This window comes from Bradyrhizobium rifense, assembly GCF_008123425.1.
GTDB classification, from domain to species: domain Bacteria; phylum Pseudomonadota; class Alphaproteobacteria; order Rhizobiales; family Xanthobacteraceae; genus Bradyrhizobium; species Bradyrhizobium rifense.
On sequence record NZ_VSSS01000005.1, the window covers coordinates 1 to 23,887 of the forward strand.

The 23,887-nt window shown below is 62.8% G+C and carries 19 protein-coding genes and 1 tRNA gene; 14 read left to right on the plus strand and 6 right to left on the minus strand.

The window, feature by feature from the left end:
* Positions 1 to 389: hypothetical protein (locus FXB40_RS48910; RefSeq protein ID WP_246207275.1), on the plus strand; the 389-nt coding region annotated here is incomplete at its 5' end.
* Between the two features lie 419 nt (positions 390 to 808).
* Here the strand turns inward: FXB40_RS48910 and FXB40_RS01650 are convergent.
* The gene (locus FXB40_RS01650) at positions 809 to 1,594 is read right to left on the minus strand and encodes an SDR family NAD(P)-dependent oxidoreductase (RefSeq protein WP_148770507.1); all 786 of its coding nucleotides are present in this window, start codon (positions 1,592 to 1,594) and stop codon (positions 809 to 811) included.
* 134 nt (positions 1,595 to 1,728) lie between these two features.
* On the opposite strand from FXB40_RS01650, the gene FXB40_RS01655 reads away from it, so the two are divergent.
* Positions 1,729 to 2,427, plus strand: coding sequence for a histidine phosphatase family protein (locus FXB40_RS01655; protein ID WP_187436598.1), 699 nt, complete (start codon positions 1,729 to 1,731; stop codon positions 2,425 to 2,427).
* Positions 2,428 to 2,496: 69 nt separating this feature from the next.
* On the plus strand, positions 2,497 to 3,264 hold the full coding sequence (locus FXB40_RS01660) for an SDR family NAD(P)-dependent oxidoreductase (protein ID WP_148770509.1): 768 nt from the start codon (positions 2,497 to 2,499) through the stop codon (positions 3,262 to 3,264).
* A 59-nt stretch (positions 3,265 to 3,323) separates the two neighbouring features.
* Here the strand turns inward: FXB40_RS01660 and FXB40_RS01665 are convergent, their stop codons facing one another.
* A complete protein-coding gene (locus tag FXB40_RS01665; RefSeq protein WP_148770510.1) occupies positions 3,324 to 4,556 on the minus strand; it encodes a serine hydrolase domain-containing protein in 1,233 nt (410 codons plus the stop codon).
* Positions 4,557 to 4,721: 165 nt separating this feature from the next.
* Between FXB40_RS01665 and FXB40_RS01670 the strand changes: the two genes are divergently transcribed.
* A tRNA-Trp gene (locus FXB40_RS01670) sits at positions 4,722 to 4,797 on the plus strand.
* A gap of 73 nt (positions 4,798 to 4,870) precedes the next feature.
* On the opposite strand, the gene FXB40_RS01675 is transcribed toward FXB40_RS01670, so the two are convergent.
* The 4 genes from FXB40_RS01675 to FXB40_RS01690 form a co-directional block, all read right to left on the minus strand.
* Positions 4,871 to 5,203 (minus strand): tyrosine-type recombinase/integrase, encoded by a 333-nt coding sequence (locus FXB40_RS01675; RefSeq protein ID WP_148770511.1) that lies wholly within the window; start codon positions 5,201 to 5,203, stop codon positions 4,871 to 4,873.
* Positions 5,204 to 5,914: 711 nt separating this feature from the next.
* On the minus strand, positions 5,915 to 6,115 hold the full coding sequence (locus tag FXB40_RS01680; RefSeq protein WP_148770512.1) for a hypothetical protein: 201 nt from the start codon (positions 6,113 to 6,115) through the stop codon (positions 5,915 to 5,917).
* Between the two features lie 251 nt (positions 6,116 to 6,366).
* Entirely contained in the window at positions 6,367 to 6,657 is a 291-nt protein-coding gene (locus FXB40_RS01685) for a hypothetical protein (protein ID WP_148770539.1), read from the minus strand.
* Positions 6,654 to 6,911, minus strand: coding sequence for a hypothetical protein (locus FXB40_RS01690; protein ID WP_148770513.1), 258 nt, complete (start codon positions 6,909 to 6,911; stop codon positions 6,654 to 6,656). Before FXB40_RS01690 ends, FXB40_RS01685 begins: the two co-directional genes overlap by 4 nt.
* Before the next feature lie 1,189 nt (positions 6,912 to 8,100).
* On the opposite strand from FXB40_RS01690, the gene secE reads away from it, so the two are divergent.
* The 10 genes from secE (at position 8,101) to FXB40_RS01740 (ending at position 23,880) form a co-directional block, all read left to right on the plus strand.
* The gene (gene secE / locus FXB40_RS01695) at positions 8,101 to 8,292 is read left to right on the plus strand and encodes a preprotein translocase subunit SecE (protein WP_007611620.1); all 192 of its coding nucleotides are present in this window, start codon (positions 8,101 to 8,103) and stop codon (positions 8,290 to 8,292) included.
* Positions 8,292 to 8,849: a transcription termination/antitermination protein NusG gene (gene nusG, locus FXB40_RS01700; RefSeq protein WP_092294124.1), complete on the plus strand. Its 558-nt coding sequence runs from the start codon at positions 8,292 to 8,294 to the stop codon at positions 8,847 to 8,849. Before secE ends, nusG begins: the two co-directional genes overlap by 1 nt.
* 134 nt (positions 8,850 to 8,983) lie before the next feature.
* Entirely contained in the window at positions 8,984 to 9,412 is a 429-nt protein-coding gene (gene rplK, locus FXB40_RS01705) for a 50S ribosomal protein L11 (protein ID WP_027554142.1), read from the plus strand.
* A gap of 6 nt (positions 9,413 to 9,418) precedes the next feature.
* On the plus strand, positions 9,419 to 10,111 hold the full coding sequence (rplA, locus tag FXB40_RS01710; protein WP_014494487.1) for a 50S ribosomal protein L1: 693 nt from the start codon (positions 9,419 to 9,421) through the stop codon (positions 10,109 to 10,111).
* A 106-nt stretch (positions 10,112 to 10,217) separates the two neighbouring features.
* On the plus strand, positions 10,218 to 11,171 hold the full coding sequence (locus FXB40_RS01715; RefSeq protein WP_148770514.1) for a 2-hydroxyacid dehydrogenase: 954 nt from the start codon (positions 10,218 to 10,220) through the stop codon (positions 11,169 to 11,171).
* A gap of 581 nt (positions 11,172 to 11,752) precedes the next feature.
* The gene (gene rplJ / locus FXB40_RS01720; protein WP_148770515.1) at positions 11,753 to 12,271 is read left to right on the plus strand and encodes a 50S ribosomal protein L10; all 519 of its coding nucleotides are present in this window, start codon (positions 11,753 to 11,755) and stop codon (positions 12,269 to 12,271) included.
* A gap of 54 nt (positions 12,272 to 12,325) precedes the next feature.
* A complete protein-coding gene (gene rplL / locus FXB40_RS01725) occupies positions 12,326 to 12,703 on the plus strand; it encodes a 50S ribosomal protein L7/L12 (protein ID WP_148770516.1) in 378 nt (125 codons plus the stop codon).
* A 473-nt stretch (positions 12,704 to 13,176) separates the two neighbouring features.
* Positions 13,177 to 17,301 carry a DNA-directed RNA polymerase subunit beta gene (rpoB, locus tag FXB40_RS01730; protein WP_148770517.1) on the plus strand — a complete coding sequence of 1,375 codons (4,125 nt, stop codon included), beginning with the start codon at positions 13,177 to 13,179 and terminating at the stop codon, positions 17,299 to 17,301.
* A gap of 129 nt (positions 17,302 to 17,430) precedes the next feature.
* The gene (gene rpoC, locus FXB40_RS01735) at positions 17,431 to 21,627 is read left to right on the plus strand and encodes a DNA-directed RNA polymerase subunit beta' (RefSeq protein WP_148770518.1); all 4,197 of its coding nucleotides are present in this window, start codon (positions 17,431 to 17,433) and stop codon (positions 21,625 to 21,627) included.
* Between the two features lie 192 nt (positions 21,628 to 21,819).
* Positions 21,820 to 23,880 carry an FAD-dependent oxidoreductase gene (locus tag FXB40_RS01740; RefSeq protein WP_148770519.1) on the plus strand — a complete coding sequence of 687 codons (2,061 nt, stop codon included), beginning with the start codon at positions 21,820 to 21,822 and terminating at the stop codon, positions 23,878 to 23,880.
* Positions 23,881 to 23,887 lie beyond the last annotated feature (7 nt).

Consider the following 23,887-nt stretch of genomic DNA (forward strand, 5'->3'; position numbering starts at 1 on the left):
CAGCCTCGACGGGCAAAACACTCAAACTCTCGGTCAATCCGCGTTATCAAAAATATTCCACTTTACCGAAATTCGGAAACGACGTATGTATCGTCCCACTCCGGCCCAGGGAAGAGGGGCGTATCGCGATCGTGACGAATGCGGGCCGGATGGCGGTGGACGCAGGTCACATCGGCGCGAAGGGTTTCGCAGGGCGGGCAACCGTGAGCGAAGACCTCGCGCACACGACCGGTGTAATCTGCGTTCGGCGAAATCGTGTGGTCCTGGCGCCCGGGGTCTGTGCGCCAAGTGTTGCGGTGATGCGTGGTGTCCAACCGGACATGCGTATCAGTCATCCGCGAGGCGACGGGGGCAATAGTGCATCGCTCCCCGGGGAGAGCACGACATAAGCCGTTCCAACCATCCGCGCAGGGAAGGCCGGGATGCCTCCGGCTGCCCTGTTACCCGCTGTGCAGTGTAGCGCAATCTACTCATGGCATAGCGGTCAATGGGAGCCAGCCGGCTCCAGGCCTTCCCTGCGCCCTCTTTCAATGGAGGGTTAAGGCGACGAAGCAAAGCTCGGGCGAAATACGCCGCGAGAGGGCGGAAGTGTGTCTCCAATGAAGATGCCAATTGATGGAGCGACCGTGCTACCCCACACTCCGTCATTGCGAGGAGCTCTTGCGACGAAGCAATCCAGACTGCCACCGCGGAGGGATTCTGGATTGCTTCGCTGCGCTCGCAATGACGACGTTGATGCAGAAGTGCGCTCACACCACGCTCTCGTTCCCCGGACGCAGCGTACCGCGTCCGGGACGCGAGGCCCTTGCTAAACCGGCTTCCCCGTATACGGCATCGACGCGGTGAGGCCGCCGTCCACCGGGAACGCCTGGCCGTTGACATACGACGCCTCGTCGCTGGCCAGGAACAATCCCATCGCGGCGAGCTCGTGCGGCTGGCCGGGGCGCTTCAGCGGATTGAGCTGGCCGATCTTGTCAGCGGTGCCGCGCTCCTTGGCGCGGTCGAAGATCGGCTTGGTCATGCCTGTTTCGATCAGGCCCGGGCACACCGCGTTGATGCGCACGCCGGTGCCGGTGAGCGAATAGGCGGTGGTCTGCACCAGGGAGATCACGCCGGCCTTGCTCGCGGCATAGGGATGTCCGCTCGCGCCGGCCTTGAGGCCTGCAACCGATGCGGTGAGCACGATTGCACCGGACTGCTGCTTCACCATGTGCGGCATCGCATGCTTCACCGCGAGGAACGGTCCGATCAGATTGATACGCAGCACTTCCTGCCACTGTTCCACGGTCTGCTCGCCGAGCGGAACGAGCCCGCCGGAGACGCCGGCATTGGCCCAGATCACGTCGAGCCGGCCGTGTGTCTTCACCGCCTTGTCGATGACGGCGATGACGTCCTGCTCGGAGCCGGCGTCGGCGATCATTGCCTCCGCAACACCGCCGGCCTTCTTCACCTCGTCGACGGTCTCCTTCACTGCCTCGGTGCGATCGACCGCGATCAGCTTGGCGCCTTCCCTGGTGAACAGCAGCGCAGCGGCGCGACCGATGCCGCTGCCGGCGCCGGTGATGATGACGGATTTGCCTTGCAGACGGCCCATGCGTTTCTCCCTTTGGTGTGTCGCGCGACGCTTGCCGCGCGACGGAATTTCAAACAGAATTTCAAACGGTAAAGTGTCTTGAGACACGTTCGCTACTGACGTACAGCGACATCACACGGGATGGAAGGGCTTCAATGGCAACCGCAGACAAGCCGAATGTAGTCACGACACGCTGGTGGTGGGTTCGTCATGCGCCGGTGCGCAATGACGGCGGCAATATCTACGGACAGAGCGATCTTCCCTGCGACACCAGCGACACCTACGTGTTCAACGCTGTTGCCAAGGTGCTGCCACGCAAGGCGGTCTGGTATTCGAGCAATCTGATGCGCACGCACCAGACCGCGGAAGCGATCTGGGAGGCGGGCTACCCTCGGCCTGCGTCGATGAAATGGGAAGCGGACCTCGCCGAGCAGAATCTCGGCCGTTGGCAGGGCATGAACCGCGCCGAGTTCATTGCCAGCCGTCCCGTCGGCTCGAGCTGGTTCGCCGACATCAACGAGCCCGCGCCCGGGGGCGAAAGTTTTATGGATCTCTACAACCGCACGCGCCGAACCGTCGAACGCATCAACAACGAGGCGGCCGGGCAGGACGTGATCGCGGTCGCGCATGGCGGCACCATCAAGGCGGCGATCGGCCTCGCGCTCGACGGCCAGGTAGAGAAGGCGCTGTCGTTCGACATCGACAATGTCTCGATCACACGGCTTGATTATTTCGCAAGCCCCGAGCGCTCGGTCTGGCGGCTGCCGATGGTGAACCAGCAGCCCTGGATCGCCGATGACGCGCATGCCGAAATGCATCAGCTGGCGGGACCGGAAGTCAAGAAGCTCGCCTGAGGCTGTTGTCCGCTCGCGCGGACGCGGCGTAAGCTTCAAGCCAATCAAATCATACTCTGGGAGAGAAACATGACCTTGTTCGACATGAAGGGCAAAGTTGCCGTCATCACCGGCTCGACGCGCGGCATCGGGCTTGCGATCGCCGAGCGCATGGCCGAGCACGGCGCCAAGGTCGTGATCTCCTCGCGCAAGGCCGATGTCTGCGATGACGTCGCCAGGGGCATCAACGACAAGTTCGGCAAGGATACCGCGGTCGCGATCGCGGCGAACATCTCGTCGAAGGAGAATCTGCAAAACCTCGTCGACGAGAGCAACCGCGCCTTTGGCAAGATCGACGTGCTGGTCTGCAACGCCGCGTCGAACCCGTATTACGGTCCGCTCGCCGGCATCTCCGACGATCAGTTCCGCAAAATTCTCGACAACAACATCGTCGCCAACAACTGGCTGATCTCGATGGTGGTGCCGCAGATGATCGAGCGCAAGGACGGCTCGGTCATCATCGTCTCCTCGATCGGCGGCCTGAAGGGCTCGACCATCCTCGGGGCCTACGCGATCTCCAAGGCCGCCGACATGCAGCTCGCGCGCAACCTGGCTTGCGAATACGGCAAGCACAACATCCGCGTGAACTGCATCGCGCCCGGCCTGATCAAGACCGATTTTGCGAAAGCGCTATGGGACAATCCGGAGAACCTGAAAGCCTCGACCGCGCGCTCGCCGCTGCTGCGCATCGGAATCCCCGATGAGATCGCGGGCGCCGCGGTGTTCCTGGGATCCGCGGCCGGCGACTTCATGACCGGCCAGACTATGGTGATCGACGGCGGCGCAACGATTAGTTGATCTCGTGTCACAGACGCGGTGCGGCACGCAGTGCCGCTCCGCAGAGCCGGGACCCGGCCTCAATCCACCGCCGCGTAAACCAAATCTCTCACCAGCGTCCGCGTGAAATCACGCTGGCCCGGGCCCTGGCTCATGAACACCGTGAACAGATCCTCCTTCGGATCGATCCAGAAGAACGTGCCGGCGATGCCGCTCCAGAAATACTGGCCGATGCTGCCGGGGAAGGGCGCGATGCCGGCCTCGCGGCGTACGGCGAAGCCGAGACCGAAGCCGTGGCCGGGCGAAAGAATCGTGCCGTTGGTCACAACGTGCGGCCCGAGGTGATCGGACGCCATCAGCTCCAGCGTCTTGCGGCCGATGATCCTGTTGCCGTCGAACGTACCGCCATTGCGCAGCATCAGCGCGAAGCGGGCGTAGTCCGTCGTGGTCGAGACGAGACCGCCGCCGCCGGACTCCATGACCGGCTGCTCCAGCATGTTGAACAGCGCGACCTTGTCGCCAGTCCAGGGATCGGCTTCGAACGGCTGGGCGAGCCGGCCGGCGTTGGCCTCAGAGGTGGAAAAACCGGTCTCTGTCATCTGCAAGGGCGCGAGAATGCGCTCGGCGAGGTACGCGCCGAGCGACTTGCCGCTGACGACCTCGATGATGCGGCCGAGGATGTCGGTGGAACGGCTGTAGTTGAACTCGTCGCCGGGGTGGCAGACCAGCGGGAAGCTCGCCACCAACGCGGCGTGCTCGGCATTGGTGATCTTGCGGCTGCGGACGCGCGATTCCTGGTAGAACTTGTGCACGGGGCCGTCGCCCTGGTGCTCATACGTCAAGCCAGACGTGTGACGGAGCAGGTCCTGCACCGTCATCGGCCGCTTCGGTGGAACCAGTTCCAGCTTGCCGCCGCTGACGACGCCGACCTTCTGGTCGGCAAACTCGGGGATGAATTTGGCGACGGGATCGCCGAGGAGCAGGTGGCCGTCCTCGATCAGCGCCATGATGCCGACCGACACGATCGGCTTGGTCATCGAGAAGATCCGGAAGATCGAATCAAGCGTCATCGCCGAGCCCGCCGGGCTCTGCTTGCCGAGCGCCTCGAACCAGCCGACCTGGCCGCGCCGGGCCACCAGCACGGTCACGCCGGGCACGGTTCCCTTGTCGATCTCGCGCTTGAACGCGTCCGACATCGCCTGGAGCCGAGGCCGCGACAGGCCTAGCGTTTCCGGCTTGGCCTCGGGGAGAGGCGGGGTTTTCGGCGCAGTCGAGGGGCGGGCGGCGGCTGCGGTCGACGCTTGGGTAGTCATGGGCACTCCCGGTTGTTCTTGATTATCGGGAGCGGAGAGTGGCCCAGAAGCAGCGGTACAAACAAGCGAAGCCAGCGCGCTTCACCCTTGCAATCCGTCCTTGCAAACCAGCCGCCCCATGTGCTTGAAAGCGGCCCTGATCCGCGTGGCGACGCGAGGGTCCGTAGGAGTGTAGCTCAATTGGTAGAGCACCGGTCTCCAAAACCGGGGGTCGCAGGTTCGAGCCCTGCCACTCCTGCCAGCTAATTCAAATACTTAGCGGCAGCTATTTTCGAACGTACGCCGAACATGGACCCAAGTGGGACCCAAGCGGCTTAGGACCCAAGAATTCCGGCAGAGATAGCGTTGATCACGGTCGTCACCGAGGTGTCGGCCGTTTGCTTGCGCTTGCGCTTGGCATAGTTCCTGAGGAGGACCGCCGGGTCGTCGCCGATCCGCTCGGCCACCGTGTGCACCGGCACGCCCTTGTCCAGGAGCAGGGTGGCGTGGGTGCCCCGCAGGTGATGGAATTCGAAACCCTCGAAGCCGAGAGCGTCCGCGCCGCGGCGGAAGAACTTGGAGAACGCGCTCGGATCCCGGGGCTTGGCGAAGTCGAAGCTCTGTCCGGCCGCCGGGGACCCAGGGAAGATCAAGGCATCCTCGGGCATCCGCCATCCCAATCCGCCGAAGGCGCCATCCCGCCAGATCCAACGATTTTCGAACGACGACCCGCAGAATGGTCCTCACCACAACCCCGGCGGAGGTCGCCCGACCGTCACCTCACGCCAAGCTGTCCGGACTGCGGAAAACCCGCGCGGCATCGACGGCAAGCAGCAACACAGCTAGGCTCGCGCGGCCGCTTGATCTCGAATAGGTTCCCAATCCGCGGCCGGCTAATCCCTGGCCGCAATCTACAGTCCAAACAAACTTTCCCGCCGGCTCACAAGGTCGGCGGGTTTTTCTTTGACCTTGGGAAATTTACGGGGGCAGGCTTCAGTCGATCGACGCCAAGCCGAACGCGAACATTGCGCCGCCGAGGATAACGAGGGTGCTCCACGGCCCCCACGTCAACCAGGCACCCAGAAGCGCAAGCACTAAGCCGATCAGGGCTATCGCAATTGAGATTGTATTTTGCATAGCCCGTGCTTGGTACTGGAAGTGCTGGACTGAACCTGTAGAGGCAATCTAGCACGCGAGCTACTGCGCGTCGTGGGTGTGGAAAAACAGGCCCGCCAGACAAGGGGCCATGAAGCGCGACCGGCAACGGCAGAATTACGGGGGATTTTGCGCCCTAGCGTTGGCACAGGTACGCTAAATTGTCTGGGCGGGACCGTGCCGATCCGAACTTGGTTGGAGGCTGTATATATCGGGCGTAATTCTTAGGCGGAATCGTGAAACACGGTCCGCTGAACGGGGAAGCTCTCCGTCGCGATCGTGATGAAATCGCCTTCCAGCATCTCTTCATCACGGCAGAAGTGAATGTCCCGGATCAAACCTTTGTGGTGCCCGATGAATACTTCAAGATCGCCGCGGTTGTTGACGACGTCCTGCAATCTCGAAATGACTTCCGACGCTTTCATGACAGCTCCTAACTGGCCCTACGGTACTTGGACCAAAGACAACACTGCCGGCATCACACTCGAAATATTCCTCATGTCGTCAGGCGCAGACCGCGAACGTCTTCGCATCAACGGCAATGTGTTCCGATGTCGGTCGTCCTTCATGGAGATATCCGACGCCATCAATGAGCGAATTCTGTGTCGACGGTAGTGGGAAAAATCGTCGCAGGTGCTGAACGAGATCGAGGAAGTGCTCACATAGACGAAGGCAGTTACTGATCCCTCTTCAGCTTGCGCCGGCCCCAATGCGGCTCTTTGCCCTTCGGGTTGAACTCGGGAACGTAGTGTCGGTTGAGCGCCCGCATGATGCCAATTCGGGCGAGCATGGTTGGCCCGCCACTTTCGGCCACCAGGATTAACGCCTGCATTGCCGCTTGCCATTCTGACGCGGCGTGCTCCTTCTTCGGCAGCGCGGAGATGTACTCGCCGGCATCGCGCAACGTCACCAACTCGCGGCCGTCGGGCAGAGGAATCGGCTCATCGAAAGCGCGGGACCAACTCATCCGCACTTGTGGTTCTTGGCGTGCAGCCTGGTGCGGTCTCCCGTCGTCTCCTCGACGTAGTCGTCAATGGCGGCCATCAGCTTCTCACAGTTGCCGCCGCGGCGGGATTGCGTGCCGAAGATGAGGTAGCGGCGAAGTCGGTCGAGCTCCGCGAGATCTGCCTTTACGCGCTCGGCCTCCGCTTCCTCATCGAGTTTGCGCATTCGCTCTTTGTGGTAGGCCTTCGCGGCCGCTCGGTTCTCTGCCTTCGTCATCGCGCCATCGAAGCGCAGCGCGGGCGAGAGTCAAATCGTCGACCGGTAGGGCCTCGGAATGCGCGCGAGCTACTGCGCGTCGTGGGTGTGGAAATGCTGCTCGACGACATCAGCACGACGTCGACGAGCTCGCGCGCAGGGAGCGCCGGCATCTGGCAAGGCAAGCAATCATGCCGAGGGTAGTTGGCGCTCGGCGAGTGCAGCCCGCCTGCCTTTCGACTAATCTTCCGGGGTTGGACCGAGAGGGTACTTCTCGGCCAGCCGGTCCAGCGGCTCGTTAACGTCAGCATCCGTGAGTTCGCGAATCTCTAAAACCCGTGCCTCAGATCGGCTGCGGTAGACGTCGACGTTATGTCGCCAGACCTCAGGAGTTGGTCCGCGCAAGCCGCGAAGCCAGACGAACCATGCAGTGGGCAGCAAAGGTCGAGCTCCATCAAAGGTTGCCACTCAATACTCGGCATCCACGTCGCGCGTGATATGCCGAAACCAGAGGATGAAAAGGCCGAGCAGGGTCGCCATCACTGCGAACCCACACACGATCCAGATAAGCATCTTGGGGTCCCCCAGCCAGTCGTTCCAGCGGCGCGGACTATTCGGCAGATGCTTTGCGCTGTGAATCCTCGATCGGCCGCGGCGGCGGCGTTACCCCTGAGTCAAATTGACTCACGCCGTGGGGGGCTGGACCCAAGCTCGGACCCAAAGGCGAAAGTACAGGACCAAACCAGACGGACAGGATGGATCAGGAGGCGGGCAGGGCCGTTTGATTTCTTTACGCAAAAGAACGGGGCGGCATCTGATGGTACGATGCCGCCCGTACTCCAAAACCGGGGGTCGCAGGTTCGAGCCCTGCCACTCCTGCCAGCTAATCCCGACGACCAGGATCGACAGGCAGGACGGCGGCGGGCCGAAAAGCTCGGACCGTGGATCATGCGGGGCCCATAAGCCCTTGATCCGCATCGCCTCCGTCAGCAGGGCTCGCGCGTATTCCGCCCCGCCCACACCTTGACCTTTGGCCCCATCCGCAGTAGATACCCGGCACTCGCAGCCGGCCCGTTAAACGCGGATTTCCGGCGCGGCTTTGAAATCCCCCGAACAATCGAGCCCGGTTTTCCGGCTCATCCTTCGAGACAGAGGGCTGGGCCACAGGCGGCTGTTCGGATCCCTGAAATTCTTAATGGCGTCTCAAACGATGGCAGTCAGCCCGTTCAAGTTCTTGCAGGAAGTGCGCTCGGAGACCGCCAAGGTCACCTGGCCCACCCGTCGTGAGACCACGATCACCACCATCATGGTGTTCGTGATGGTCGCCGTGGCTTCGATCTTCTTCTTCGCCGCCGACCAGATCATCCGCTACCTCATCACCTTCCTTTTGGGCATTCACTGATGGCAACAGCCGCCGCAACCCAATCGTCCGACAAGCGCTGGTACATCGTCCACGCCTATTCCAACTTCGAGAAGAAGGTCGCCGAATCGATCCGCGAGCAGGCCAAGCAGCGCGGGCTCGAGGAGCTGTTCGAGCTGGTGCTGGTTCCGACCGAAAAGGTCACGGAAGTGCGCCGCGGCCGCAAGATCGACGCCGAGCGCAAGTTCTTCCCGGGCTACGTGCTGGTGAAGATGAAGCTGACCGACGAGGCGTTTCATCTGATCAAGAACACGCCGAAGGTGACGGGCTTCCTCGGCGCCGAGAACAAGCCGATGCCGATCTCGGAGAACGAGGCGATGCGCATCCTGCACCAGGTGCAGGAAGGCGTGGAACGGCCGAAGGCGTCGGTGTCGTTCGAGATTGGCGAGAACGTGCGCGTGGCCGATGGCCCGTTCGCCTCGTTCTCGGGTGTGGTCGAGGAAATCGACGAGGCGCGCTCGCGCGTGAAGGTCGCGGTGTCGATCTTCGGCCGCGCCACGCCGGTGGAACTGGAATTCGGTCAGGTCGAGAAGGTCTGATCGGGTCACGCGGGAGGCCGTCAAGGCCTCGCGCAAAGAGAGGCCGTGGGAGGGAGAGGGCGGTTGCCAGCCGCATCCGACCCAGACCACGAACCTGAAACCGCCGGCTTAGGCCGGCACAACAGGAGTGATACATGGCAAAGAAAGTGACCGGATACCTGAAGCTTCAGGTCCCGGCCGGTGCGGCGAATCCCTCGCCCCCGATCGGTCCCGCGCTTGGTCAGCGCGGTCTCAACATCATGGAGTTCTGCAAGGCGTTCAACGCCCAGACCCAGAAGGAAGAGAAGAACACCCCGATCCCGGTGATCATCACCATCTATGCGGACCGTTCCTTCACCTTCGAGATGAAGACGCCGCCGATGTCCTTCTTCCTCAAGCAGGCTGCCAAGATCCAGTCCGGCTCGAAGGCGCCGGGCCGTGACAAGGCCGGCAAGGTGACGAAAGCGCAGGTGCGCGAGATCGCCGAGAAGAAGATGAAGGATCTCAATTGCGACACCATCGAATCGGCCATGAAGATGGTCGAGGGCTCTGCCCGTTCGATGGGTCTGGAAGTGGCGGGGTAAGGGCTCATGGCAATCGGAAAGCGTTTGAACAAAGCCCGCGAAGGTGTTGACCGCGAAAAGCTTTATCCGCTCGCGGACGCCATCAAGATGGTCAAGGAACGCGCGAAAGCGAAGTTCGACGAGACCATCGAGGTTGCGATCAATCTCGGCGTCGATCCGCGTCACGCCGACCAGATGGTCCGCGGCGTCGTGACCCTGCCGAACGGCACCGGCCGTACGCTCCGCGTCGGCGTGTTCGCCCGTGGCGCCAAGGCTGACGAAGCCAAGGCCGCAGGTGCCGACGTCGTCGGCGCTGAAGACCTGGTCGAGAAGGTGCAGAACGGTTCGATCGATTTCGACCGCTGCATCGCCACCCCCGACATGATGCCGCTGGTCGGCCGTCTCGGTAAGGTGCTCGGCCCGCGCGGCCTGATGCCGAACCCGAAGATCGGCACCGTGACCATGGACGTCACCGGTGCGGTGAAGGGCGCCAAGGGTGGCTCGGTCGAGTTCCGCGTCGAGAAGGCCGGCATCCTGCAGGCCGGCGTCGGCAAGGCCTCGTTCTCCGAGGAGAAGCTGGTCGAGAACATCAAGGCTCTCGCCGACGCTGTCTCGAAGGCGAAGCCGGCTGGCTCCAAGGGCACCTACATCCAGCGCGTTGCAGTGTCCTCGACGATGGGCCCGGGCGTGAAGGTCGAGCCGGGCACGATCCTCGGCTAAGGCCTGCCTCGGCTGAGGTTTGGAAATTGCATGAGGTGAGGGGCGGAATCGGGCGACCGATTCCGCCCCTTTTCATTTTTGACGGCATTCACCGGAAACAAGAACAATGGCTGACAAGGTCCTGATCTACTCGCGCTTTCCCAAGACGATGATGGCGCGCTTCGCCGAGCGGTTCGAACTGCTCGACACCGGTGGCAAGCCTGCGCGGGAGGTGTTTTCGGCCGATGAAGTCGGTGGCATCCGCGCGATGTTGACGGCCGGTGGCTCGCCGCTCGGCGCCGAGGCGATGGACCTGTTTCCAAAACTCGGCGCCATCGTCTGCTACGGCACCGGCTATGACGGCGTCGACCTGAAGGCGGCTGCCGCTCGCAACATCGCGGTCGGCCACAGCCCGGGGGCCAATGCCGCCTCGGTCGCCGATATCGCGATGACCCTGATGCTGGCGACGACGCGGCGGATCCTGGTTGCCGACCAATATGTCCGCAGCGGCGATTGGGCGGGCTCGAAGCAGTCGCCGATGATGCGCCCCCAGGCCGGCATGCCCGGCCGCCGTATCGGCGTCTACGGCATGGGCGAAATCGGCCGCAAGATCGCCGCGCGCTGCGCCGCTTTCGAGAGCGAGGTCGGCTATTTCAGCCGCAGCAAATACGATCTGCCCTATCAATATTTCCCGACGCTGGAGGCGCTGGCCGACTGGTGCAGCGTGCTGATGATCGCGGTCCGGGCCGGGGCCGAGACCCAGCATGTGGTCAACGCCGGCATCCTCAAGCGCCTCGGCGCGGACGGCTACGTCGTCAACATCTCCCGCGGCTCGGTCATCGACGAGAAGGCCCTGGTCGCGGCGCTTTCCGACAAGACCATCGCCGGCGCCGGCCTCGACGTCTTCGAGAAGGAACCGCACGCTCCCGACGCCCTGACCGCGCTCCCCAACGTGGTGTTCGCCCCGCATATCGGCGGCCACACCCTCGAATCGCACGTCGCCATGCAGAACTGCGTGCTGGCGAACCTGGGCGCGTTCTTCGCCGGCCAGGGGCTGCCATACGCGGTCAAAACGGCCTGAATCGGGCCTTGTCGGCCCGGATCAAGCCCGGCCGGCAACGGATTGGAACTGGTGTGAATTTTGCTCTTGGCAAGCCGGCAGAGAGCGGTTAAAGAACCGCTTCCGGACGTGTCGGCTTTGGCTGACGCGTTCGTGCACGCATTCCGAAAACCCGACACGGTAGGAGATCATTCCTTTTTAGGACGTCCGTAAGGATTTGCCCGAAAAGGAAGGAAAATCCATCGGTTGGTGGGATGCGGGCAGAGGTCAGGCGGTTCGCCGGCTGGCCTCGTCCTGTCCAAGACTGCAGGCGCCTGCGGGAAATTTCGATTTCTCAACGGCTTAATCGCATGGCCTGCATAGACGGGTGAAGACCGGATTTCACTTCGCGTCCCACCTTAAGGTGGTCGCGGAAGGAGTTTGGTTCGGACCTCGACACGCCGTGGGCTCCAACGAGCTCCCGGAGGGCAGGCTTTGAATTGTCGTCTCGCCCGGCGCGTGTCCGATGGGTTTTGACCCTGAGGTTCAGGTTTTGGGTGGGACGATGGGTGCAACCCGGCGGTCCCGCTTTTGCGATGACCGCCAACCGGAAAGAGCTTGCTGTGGAACGAGCGGCAAAAAAGGAAGCGGTCGAACAGCTCAATGGGGTCTTCAAGACCACGAGCGTCGCGGTCGTTGCCCAATATTCCGGCCTGACCGTTGCCCAGATGCAGAAGCTGCGGACGCAGATGAAGCAGGCTGGTGCCTCGGTGAAGGTCTCGAAGAACCGTCTCGCCAAAATTGCTCTTGAAGGCACTGACGTCGTTGCCATCGGCCCCATGCTGAAGGGACCGACCGTGATCGCCACTTCGAACGATCCGGTAGCGGCGCCAAAGGTCGCCATCGAATTCGCCAAGACGAACGAAAAGTTCGTCATTATCGGCGGCTCGATGGGGAAGACCGTCCTGAATGTCGACGGCGTGAAGGCGCTTGCCTCGCTGCCGTCGCTTGACGAACTGCGCGCAAAGATCGTCGGCCTGCTTGTGGCCCCGGCGACCAAGATCGCTCAGCTCGCCAATGCGCCCGCGGGCAAGCTCGCGCGCGTCATCCAGGCTCATGCCTCAAAGGGCGAAGCGGCCTGACGCCCTTCGCAAAACTCAAACCCGAACCAGACTTACATTCAAGGAAACTGAACAATGGCTGACTTGCAGAAGATCGTTGACGACCTATCGAGCCTCACCGTGCTCGAAGCTGCCGAACTCGCGAAGCTCCTCGAAGAGAAGTGGGGCGTTTCGGCTGCCGCGGCTGTTGCCGTGGCCGGCCCGGCTGGTGGTGGCGCTGCCGCCGCTCCGGCGGAAGAGAAGACCGAGTTCACGGTCGTTCTGGCCGCCGCCGGCGACAAGAAGATCGAGGTCATCAAGGAAGTCCGCGCCATCACCGGCCTCGGCCTGAAGGAAGCAAAGGACCTCGTCGAGGGCGCGCCGAAGCCTGTCAAGGAAGGCGTGAACAAGGACGAAGCCGAGAAGATCAAGGCCCAGCTCGAGAAGGCTGGCGCGAAGGTCGAGCTCAAGTAAGCAACGCTTGCTGGCGGGGTCCCGGGCCAAGGCTCGGGACCTTGGTCGATCCCTCAAAGGGATGGGCCAGATGCAAAAGGCGTGCGACGGATCGTCCCGACGCATGTCGAACACGAAAATGTGTGGGGATTTGAGGGGATACCCCTCGAATCTCCACTATTGTCGCCCCATATCGGGTCGACAGCACGAAAGCGCGGTGGGCAGGGATGCCGCATTTCCCTGGAAGCCGTTGGGAGAGCAAGCTATTTCGGGCTTTTGCAGTCCGCGAAGACAATCGTTGTGACGGGCGGGCGTGCCTATGCGCCCCGCGCGTCGTTTTGCGTTTTGAAGGTCTGAAGAACAGATTCAGGACATGACGGCCTGAAACTGGATTTTCGGTCCCCAAAGCGGGTTCGAAAAATTCAACCCGGGGAGCGGCGGCAGCCGAGTCCTGGACGGCGCGCCCAGAGCGGGCGACGAAATGAGAGGCCACGATGGCGCAGCAGACATTCACCGGTCGCAAACGCGTTCGCAAGTTCTTCGGACACATCAAGGAAGTCGCCGAGATGCCGAACCTCATCGAGGTTCAGAAGGCGTCCTATGATCAGTTCCTGATGGTCGATGAACCCGCGGGCGGTCGCCTCGACGAAGGCCTGCAGGCCGTGTTCCGCTCGGTGTTCCCGATCTCGGACTTCTCGGGCACCTCGATGCTGGAATTCGTCCGTTACGAGTTCGAGCAGCCCAAGTATGATGTCGACGAGTGCCGCCAGCGCGGCATGACCTTCGCGGCTCCCCTCAAGGTGACGCTGCGCCTCATCGTGTTCGATATCGACGAGGAAACCGGTGCGAAGTCGGTCAAGGACATCAAGGAGCAGGACGTCTACATGGGCGACATCCCGCTCATGACGATGAACGGCACCTTCATCGTGAACGGCACCGAGCGCGTCATCGTCTCGCAGATGCACCGTTCGCCGGGCGTGTTCTTCGATCACGACAAGGGCAAGACTCATTCCTCGGGCAAGCTGCTGTTCGCCGCCCGCGTGATCCCGTATCGCGGCTCCTGGCTCGACATCGAGTTCGACGCCAAGGACATCGTCTATGCGCGTATCGACCGTCGCCGCAAGATTCCGGTGACGTCGCTGATGTTCGCCCTCGGCCTCGACGGCGAGGCGATCCTGTCCACGTTCTACAAGAAGATTCTCTACAAGCGGACCAAGGAAGGCTGGCGCGTTCCGTTCGACGCCAACCGTTTCCGCGGTTACTCGACCATCAACGACCTGATCGACGCCGACACCGGCAAGGTCGTGCTCGAGGCCGGCAAGAAGCTCACCGTGCGCGGTGCGCGTCAGATGCAGGAGAAGGGGCTCAAGGCTCTGCGCCTGTCGGATGAGGAGCTCGTCGGCAACTACCTCGCCGAGGATCTCGTCAACCCGAAGACGGGTGAGATCCACGCCGAAGCCGGTGAGGAAATCACCGACAAGTCGATGAAGGTCCTCAACGAGCACGGCTACAAGGAACTGCCGCTGCTCGACATCGACCACGTCAATGTCGGCGCCTACATCCGCAACACCCTCTCGGCCGACAAGAACATGACGCGTGAGGACGCGCTGTTCGACATCTACCGCGTGATGCGTCCCGGCGAGCCGCCGACGCTGGATTCGGCACAAGCGATGTTCCAGTCGCTGTTCTTCGACGCCGAGCGTTACGACCTCTCCGCGGTCGGCCGCGTCAAGATGAACATGCGCCTCGACCTCGATGCGCCCGACACCCAGCGCACGCTGCGCAAGGAAGACATCCTCTGCGTCATCAAGACGCTGGTGGATCTGCGCGACGGCAAGGGCGAGATCGACGACATCGACCATCTCGGCAATCGCCGTGTTCGCTCGGTCGGCGAGCTCATGGAGAACCAGTACCGCATCGGCCTCCTGCGCATGGAGCGCGCGATCAAGGAGCGCATGTCCTCGGTCGACATCGACACGGTCATGCCGCAGGACCTGATCAACGCGAAGCCGGCGGCTGCCGCCGTGCGCGAGTTCTTCGGCTCCTCGCAGCTCTCGCAGTTCATGGACCAGACCAACCCGCTGTCGGAGATCACCCATAAGCGCCGTCTCTCGGCGCTTGGACCGGGCGGTCTGACCCGCGAGCGCGCCGGCTTCGAGGTGCGCGACGTGCATCCGACGCATTACGGCCGTATCTGCCCGATCGAGACGCCGGAAGGTCCGAACATCGGTCTGATCAACTCGCTCGCGACCTTCGCGCGCGTGAACAAGTACGGCTTCGTCGAGACGCCGTATCGCAAGGTCAAGGACGGTCGCGTCACCGACGAGGTCGTCTACCTCTCGGCGATGGAGGAAGGCCGCTATTCCGTCGCGCAGGCCAACGTGCCGATCGACGCCAAGGGCCGCTTCACTGAAGACCTGGTGGTCTGCCGTGCGAGCGGCACCCGCGACGTCGTGCCGATGACGCCGGACAAGGTCGACTACATGGACGTGTCGCCGAAGCAGCTCGTTTCGGTTGCCGCGGCGCTGATCCCGTTCCTCGAGAACGACGACGCCAACCGCGCGCTGATGGGCTCGAACATGCAGCGCCAGGCGGTGCCGCTGGTTCGTGCCGAAGCGCCGTTCGTCGGTACCGGCATGGAAGGCGTGGTTGCGCGTGACTCGGGTGCCGCGATCGCGGCGCGCCGTTCGGGCGTGATCGACCAGATCGACGCGACCCGCGTCGTCATCCGCGCCACCGAAGATCTCGATCCGACCAAGTCGGGCGTCGATATCTATCGTCTGATGAAGTACCAGCGCTCGAACCAGTCGACCTGCATCAACCAGCGTCCGCTGGTGAAGGTCGGTGACATCGTCAAGAAGGGCGACATCATCGCTGACGGTCCGTCGACCGATCTCGGCGAGCTCGCGCTCGGCCGCAACGTGCTCGTCGCGTTCATGCCGTGGAACGGCTACAACTTCGAAGACTCGATCCTGCTCTCCGAGCGGATCGTGAAGGAAGACGTCTTCACCTCGATCCACATCGAGGAGTTCGAGGTGATGGCCCGCGACACCAAGCTCGGACCTGAGGAAATCACCCGCGACATTCCGAACGTTTCGGAAGAAGCGCTGAAGAACCTCGACGAAGCCGGTATCGTCTACATCGGTGCGGAAGTGCGCGCCGGCGACATCCTGGTCGGCAAGATCACGCCGAAGGGCGAAAGCCCGATGACGCCGGAAGAAAAGCTTCTGCGCGCCATCTTCGGCGAAAAGGCCTCCGACGTTCGCGACACCTCGCTGCGCGTTCCCCCGGGCGTGCAGGGCACGATCGTGGAAGTCCGCGTGTTCAACCGTCACGGCGTCGACAAGGACGAGCGTGCGCTGGCGATCGAGCGGGAAGAGATCGAGCGTCTGGCCAAGGACCGCGACGACGAGCAGGCGATCCTGGACCGCAACGTCTATAACCGTCTTGCCGAGCTCCTCGAGGGGCGGCAGGGCATTGCGGGCCCGAAGGGCTTCAAGAAGGACACCAAGATCACCCGTGCGGTGCTCGAGGAGTACCCGAAGTCGCAGTGGTGGCTGTTCGCCTCGCCGAACGACAAGCTGATGGCCGAGATCGAGGCCATGCGGAAGCAGTACGACGAGTCGAAGAAGGGGCTCGAGCAGCGCTTCCTCGACAAGGTCGAGAAGCTTCAGCGCGGTGACGAATTGCCGCCCGGCGTGATGAAGATGGTCAAGGTCTTCGTCGCGGTGAAGCGCAAGATCCAGCCCGGCGACAAGATGGCCGGCCGTCACGGCAACAAGGGCGTGGTGTCGAAGATCGTGCCGATCGAGGACATGCCGTTCCTCGAAGACGGTACGCATGCCGACATCGTGCTCAATCCGCTGGGCGTGCCTTCGCGCATGAACGTCGGACAGATCCTCGAGACCCATCTCGGCTGGGCCTGCGCCGGCCTCGGCAAGCGTATCGGCCAGACGGTCGATGCTTACCTGTCGAAGCAGGACATCAAGCCGCTGAAGGAAACCTTGAAGAAGGTCTACGGTGAGGACGAGACCATCAAGTCGCTCAACGACAACGAGCTGCTTGAACTCGGCCATAACCTCAGCCGCGGCGTGCCGATCGCGACGCCGGTGTTCGACGGTGCCAAGGAAGCCGACATCGAGGAGATGCTGAAGCTTGCCGGTCTGGACGCTTCGGGTCAGTCGACCGTCTACGACGGCCGCACCGGCGATGCCTTCGATCGCAAGGTGACGGTGGGCTACATCTACATGCTCAAGCTGCACCATCTCGTCGACGACAAGATCCATGCGCGTTCGATCGGTCCGTACTCGCTCGTCACCCAGCAACCGCTGGGCGGCAAGGCGCAGTTCGGCGGCCAGCGTTTCGGCGAAATGGAGGTGTGGGCGCTCGAAGCTTACGGCGCGGCCTACACGCTCCAGGAAATGCTGACCGTGAAGTCGGACGACGTCGCCGGCCGTACCAAGGTGTACGAGGCGATCGTGCGTGGCGACGACACCTTCGAGGCCGGTATTCCGGAATCGTTCAACGTGCTGGTCAAGGAAATGCGCTCGCTCGGCCTCAACGTCGACCTGCACAATTCCAAGGTGGGACCGGCGTCGACGTCGGAAGCAGCCGAGTAATACGACCTTTCATGCCCGGCCTTCGCGGCCGGGCATTGGCGCCCCTCCCGATGCCTTGAGGGCAGGGCGCCTCGCTTGAGTGATTTTCGAATTTGCGGCCGGAGGCGACCGGCACGCGAGGAGAAGACGATGAACCAAGAAATTATGAATCTCTTCAACCCGACGACGCCGGCTCAGGTCTTCGACCAGATCCGGATCTCGATCGCGTCTCCAGAGAAGATTCTGTCCTGGTCCTACGGCGAGATCAAGAAGCCGGAGACCATCAACTACCGTACCTTCAAGCCCGAGCGCGACGGCCTGTTCTGCGCGCGCATCTTCGGGCCGATCAAGGATTACGAGTGCTTGTGCGGCAAGTACAAGCGCATGAAGTACAAGGGCATCATCTGCGAGAAGTGCTCGGTCGAGGTCACGCTGTCGCGCGTCCGGCGCGAGCGCATGGGCCATATCGAGCTCGCGGCTCCCGTCGCCCACATCTGGTTCCTGAAGTCGCTGCCGTCGCGCATCGGCCTGCTGCTCGACATGACACTGAAGGATCTCGAGCGGATCCTCTACTTCGAATACTACGTCGTGCTGGAGCCGGGCCTCACCGCGCTGAAGGACCGTCAGCTGCTGTCGGAAGACGAGTATCTGAAGGCGCAGGACGAGTACGGCCAGGATTCCTTCACCGCCATGATCGGCGCGGAAGCGATCCGCGAGCTGCTCAAGGGCATGGATCTTGAGAAGCTCGAGCTGACCTTGCGCGCGGAGATGCAGGAGACCGACTCCGACATCAAGCACAAGAAGCTCGCCAAGCGCCTGAAGATCGTCGAGGCGTTCCGCCACTCCGGCAACAAGCCGGAATGGATGATCCTGACTGTCGTTCCCGTGATCCCGCCGGACCTGCGCCCGCTGGTGCCGCTGGACGGCGGTCGCTTCGCGACCTCGGACCTCAACGACCTCTACCGCCGCGTCATCAACCGCAACAACCGCTTGAAGCGGCTGATGGAGCTGCGCGCGCCGGACATCATCATCCGCAACGAGAAGCGCATGCTTCAGGAAGCGGTCGATGCGCTGTTCGACAACGGTCGCCGCGGCCGCGTCATCACGGGTGCTAACAAGCGCCCGCTGAAGTCGCTCGCCGACATGCTGAAGGGCAAGCAGGGCCGTTTCCGCCAGAACCTGCTCGGCAAGCGCGTCGACTATTCGGGCCGTTCGGTGATCGTGGTCGGTCCCGAGCTGCGCCTGCATCAGTGCGGCCTGCCGAAGAAGATGGCGCTCGAGCTGTTCAAGCCGTTCATCTACTCGCGGCTTGACGCCAAGGGCCTGTCCACCACCGTGAAGCAGGCGAAGAAGCTGGTCGAGAAGGAGCGGCCCGAGGTCTGGGACATCCTGGACGAGGTGATCCGCGAGCATCCGGTGCTGCTCAACCGCGCGCCGACGCTGCATCGCCTGGGCATCCAGGCGTTCGAGCCGGTGCTGATCGAGGGCAAGGCGATCCAGCTTCACCCGCTGGTCTGCTCCGCGTTCAACGCCGACTTCGACGGCGACCAGATGGCCGTGCACGTTCCGCTGTCGCTCGAAGCGCAGCTGGAAGCGCGCGTGCTGATGATGTCGACCAACAACATCCTGCATCCGGCGAACGGCCAGCCGATCATCGTGCCGTCGCAGGACATCGTGCTCGGTCTCTACTACGTCTCGATCATGCGCGAAGGCCTGCCCGGTGAGGGCAAGCTGTTCGGCGACATGGCCGAGCTCGAGCACGCGCTGCATGCGAAGGTCATCCACCTCCACACCAAGATCAAGTATCGGTGGCAGGGCATGGATGAGACCGGCAAGGTCTCGACGCGCTGGATCGAGACCACCGCAGGTCGCGTCATGCTCGGCAATCTGCTGCCGAAGAACCCGCGTATTTCGTACGAGATCATCAACAAGCTGATGACCAAGCGCGAGATCTCGGGCGTCATCGACCAGGTCTACCGCCACTGCGGTCAGAAGGAGACGGTGATCTTCTGCGACCGCATCATGGCGCTCGGCTTCTACAACGCGTTCAAGGCCGGCATCTCGTTCGGCAAGGACGACATGGTCGTGCCGCACTCCAAGTGGAAGATCGTCGACACCACCCGTACGCTGGCGAAGGATTTCGAGCAGCAGTACAACGACGGCCTGATCACCCATGGCGAGAAGTACAACAAGGTCGTCGACGCCTGGTCGAAGGCGACCGAAGAAATCGCCAAGGCGATGATGAAGGAGATCTCCTCCACCAAGAAGACGGCGAGTGGAGCCGATGCCGACATCAACTCGATCTACATGATGGCTCACTCCGGTGCCCGCGGTTCGCCGGCCCAGATGCGCCAGCTCGCCGGCATGCGCGGCCTGATGGCCAAGCCGTCGGGTGAGATCATCGAGACGCCGATCATCTCGAACTTCAAGGAAGGTCTCTCGGTTCTCGAGTACTTCAACTCGACCCACGGCGCCCGTAAGGGCCTCGCGGACACCGCGTTGAAGACCGCGAACTCGGGCTACCTGACCCGTCGTCTGGTCGACGTCGCGCAGGATTGCATCATCACGCAGTCCGATTGCGGCACCAGGCTCGGCATCAAGATGCGCGCCATCGTCGATGCCGGCACCGTGGTCGCTTCGCTCGGTTCGCGCATCCTCGGACGCACGGCCTGCGAAGACATCCGTGACAGCTCCGGCAAGGTGATCATCAAGCGCGATACGCTGATGGAAGAGAGCCATCTGGACGCCATCCAGCAGGGTGGTGTGCAGGAGGTGAAGATCCGCTCGGCGCTGACCTGCGAGCTTGTCAACGGCATCTGCGGCATGTGCTATGGCCGCGACCTCGCCCGCGGCACGCCGGTCAACCATGGCGAAGCGGTCGGCGTCATCGCGGCGCAGTCGATCGGCGAGCCGGGTACCCAGCTCACCATGCGCACCTTCCACATCGGTGGTGCGGCGCAGCTCAACGAGCAGTCGTTCGTCGAAGCCAATTTCGACGGCAAGATCGTGATCAGGAACAAGGCCATCGCCCGCAACAGCGAAGGTCACCTGGTCGCAATGGTCCGCAACATGGTGGTGGCGATCGTCGATGCCGACGGCACCGAGCGTGCGACGCACCGTATCCAGTACGGCGCGCGCCTGCACATCGACGAAGGCGATATGGTCAAGCGTGGCCAGCGCATCGTCGAATGGGATCCCTACACCCGTCCGCTGCTCACCGAGGTCGAAGGAACGATCGGCTTCGAGGATCTGGTCGAGGGGCAGTCGATCTCGGAAACGCTGGACGAGGCCACTGGTATCGCCAAGCGCGTGGTCATCGACTGGCGCTCGACCCGCGGCGGCGCGGATCTGCGTCCGGCCATCGTGGTCAAGGGCAAGGACGGCAAGGTGCTCAAGCTCGCCCGTGGCGGCGACGCCCGCTACATGCTGTCGGTCGACGGCATTCTGTCGGTCGACGTCGGTGCCAAGGTCAACCCGGGTGACATCCTCGCCCGTGTCTCGACCGAAAGCGCCAAGACGCGTGACATCACCGGCGGTCTGCCGCGGGTGGCGGAACTGTTCGAGGCACGGCGTCCGAAGGATGCGGCGATCATCGCCGAAATCGCGGGCACCATCCGGTTCGGGCGCGACTACAAGAACAAGCGTCGCATCTCGATCGAGCCGATGGACAAGACCGACGAGGCGCGCGAGTACCTGATCCCGAAGGGCAAGCACATCCACCTTCAGGACGGCGACGTCGTCGAAAAGGGCGACTTCATCGTGGAAGGCAACCCCGCACCGCACGACATCCTTGCGGTCAAGGGCATCGAGGAGCTCGCGGCCTATCTGGTCAACGAGATCCAGGAAGTCTACCGGCTCCAGGGCGTGCTCATCAACGACAAGCACATCGAGGTGATTGTCCGTCAGATGCTCCAGAAGGTGGAAGTCACCGACCAGGGCGACACGGACATGATCTCCGGCGAGCAGGTCGACAAGATCGAGTTCGACGCGCTCAACGAGAAGGCCAAGGAAGAGGGCAAGAAGATCGCCACGGGAACGCCGGTTCTGCTCGGCATCACCAAGGCGAGCCTTCAGACCCGCTCCTTCTTCTCGGCGGCCTCGTTCCAGGAGACCACCCGCGTCCTCACGGAAGCGGCGGTCAACGGCAAGGTCGATCCGCTCGAAGGCCTCAAGGAGAACGTCATCGTCGGCCGGTTGATCCCGGCGGGCACCGGCGCCTCCATGGCCAAGATCCGCGAAGTCGCCGTGAAGCGCGACAAGCTGATCCTCGACGAGCGCGAGAAGCAGACGGCGGTCGTGTCGCCCGCGCCGGAAGCGGAGCTTCCTGCGCTGCCGCCCGCGGAATGATGGTTCATCCGTAGGAATACCGAGGACAATGAAAAGGCCGGCGAAAGCCGGCCTTTTTGCTGCTTTGTTTGCCTGTTGCGATGCGGGATCAACCTTTGTTCATCTTCCCTTCAGTCAGAAAAGCGCTTCTGCTAGGGGAGCTTAGACCGGTGGTCCCGTGACGGGGGCACGGCCGGAGACCACGGAACTGACATGCTTGATCTCGCAATCGTAGGCGGCGGCCCCGGCGGGCTGATGAGCGCCTGGTACCTGAAGCGTAAGCTTGGCGACCTCTGCCGCATCACCATTTACGAAGCTTCCGATCGGCTCGGCGGCAAGATCGTCACGCGCAAATTCGATTCCGCGCCGGCGATGTACGAGGCCGGCGTCGCCGAGATCTACGACTACTCGATGACGGGTCCCGATCCGCTGCGCGAGCTGATCCAGCATTTCGGCCTGCAGACCATTCCGATGGACGCCGAGCAGGTGCAGTTCGGCGGAGAGCTGCTCAACGACGTCGCCGGCATGCGCCGCAAATACGGCGCCAAGACTGCGGCTGCGATCGAGCAGTTCCGCAAGCGCTGCGCCGACCAGATGTCGCCGATCGAATATTACGAAGGCGTCGGCGCCCACGACAACGAGAATCCCTGGGCCTACAAGACCGCCGAGCAGGTGCTCGACGAGGAGGTCGAGGACGAGGTCGCAAAGCGCTTCTTCAAGGTGATGGCCCGCTCGGACCTCGCGACCGAGAGCCACAACACCAACGGCCTCAACGCGCTCAAGAACTATCTGATGGATGTCGACGGCTATATCGGCCTCTATTCCATCCAGAACGGCAACGAGCAGCTGATCGAATGCCTGCAGTCGGAGGTCAGCGCCGACATCCAGCTCAATCATCGCGTGCTCACCGTCGGCAAGGCGCCGACCGGCCGCTATCAGCTCAAGATGATGAACGGCAAGGGACCGGAGACGCGCGACTTCGATCTCGTGCTGGTCTGCCTGCCGCATTCCTGGCTCTCCACGATGGGGTGGGAAGGCGAGCAGCTGCGCAAATCGATGGTCAAGCACGTCTCTTATTTCGACCGTCCCGCGCACTACCTGCGCGTCTCGATCCTGTTCGATTCCCCGTTCTGGGGAGACAAGATTGCCGGCGCCTGGTTCATGTCGGAAGCCTTCGGCGGCTGTTGCGTCTACAACGAGGGCGCGCGTCACGACGTCGGCAAGCACGGCGTCCTGAACTGGCTGATTCCCGGCTCCGATGCGCTGGCCTTCGCCAATCTGTCGGATCAGGAGCTGATCGACGCCGCGCTGAAATCGCTGCCGGCCTCGCTCGGCGATGCGCGTGCGCATTTGATGGAAGGCAAGATCCACCGCTGGCTGTCGTCGGTGAACGCCATACCTGGCGGTCTGCCCGTGCGCGACGTCATGACCAATCACCGGCCCGAGCCGAAGGAGCATCCCGGCATCGTCGTGGTCGGCGACTATCTGTTCGACTCCACGCTGAACGGCCTGCTCGACTCCTCGGACGCGGCGACCGACATCATCCTGACCGAGATGATGCGGCTGCGCCGCGAGCACGCCCAGGACGGCAAGCCCGTCTCCGACAAGATCGACCGCGATTATTTCGAGAACTATCGCGGCGTCGGCCCTTATAGCGAGGCGTGGAGCCACTTCACCGATCCCGACTATTTGACGAAACTGATCGGCATCGTCTGGGGCAAGGCCAAGGGCGCCAAGCTGTTGGTCGCGGGCTCCGCCAGCGGCGAACTCGTCGGCGCGCTCCGCGACCGCGGCTTCGATGCCTGGGGCATCGAGAACAACCGCGCGATCCACGCCAAGACGCCGAAGGCGCTGAAGAAGTACAACAAGCTGGGATCGATCCTGGACATGCCGTTCAAGGACGGCGCATTCGACCTCGTGTTCGAGACCAGCCTTTGCCACGTTGCCCCGAAGCAGGTGGTCCGCGCGATCCGCGAGTTGAATCGCGTGGTCAAGACCGGCCTCGTGTTCGGCTCGATCACCTCGGACATGGCCTCAGTCGTGGTCGACCGCTACGACCTGTTGCGCGGGGTCAAGAAGCTCGGCACCTGGTGGGAATGGTCCGAACTGTTCTTCGGCAACGGCTTCGATCTCGCGATGCACCGCAAGGACTGCGCCGACGCGCTCTGGGCGGCGACGCTCGCCGCCAACAAGGGCCCGGGGCAGTGGTATGCCGACGCCGATAGCTTGCGCTATTCCTTCTTCGACAAGGTCGAGAACGAAGACGACGACTAGCATCACA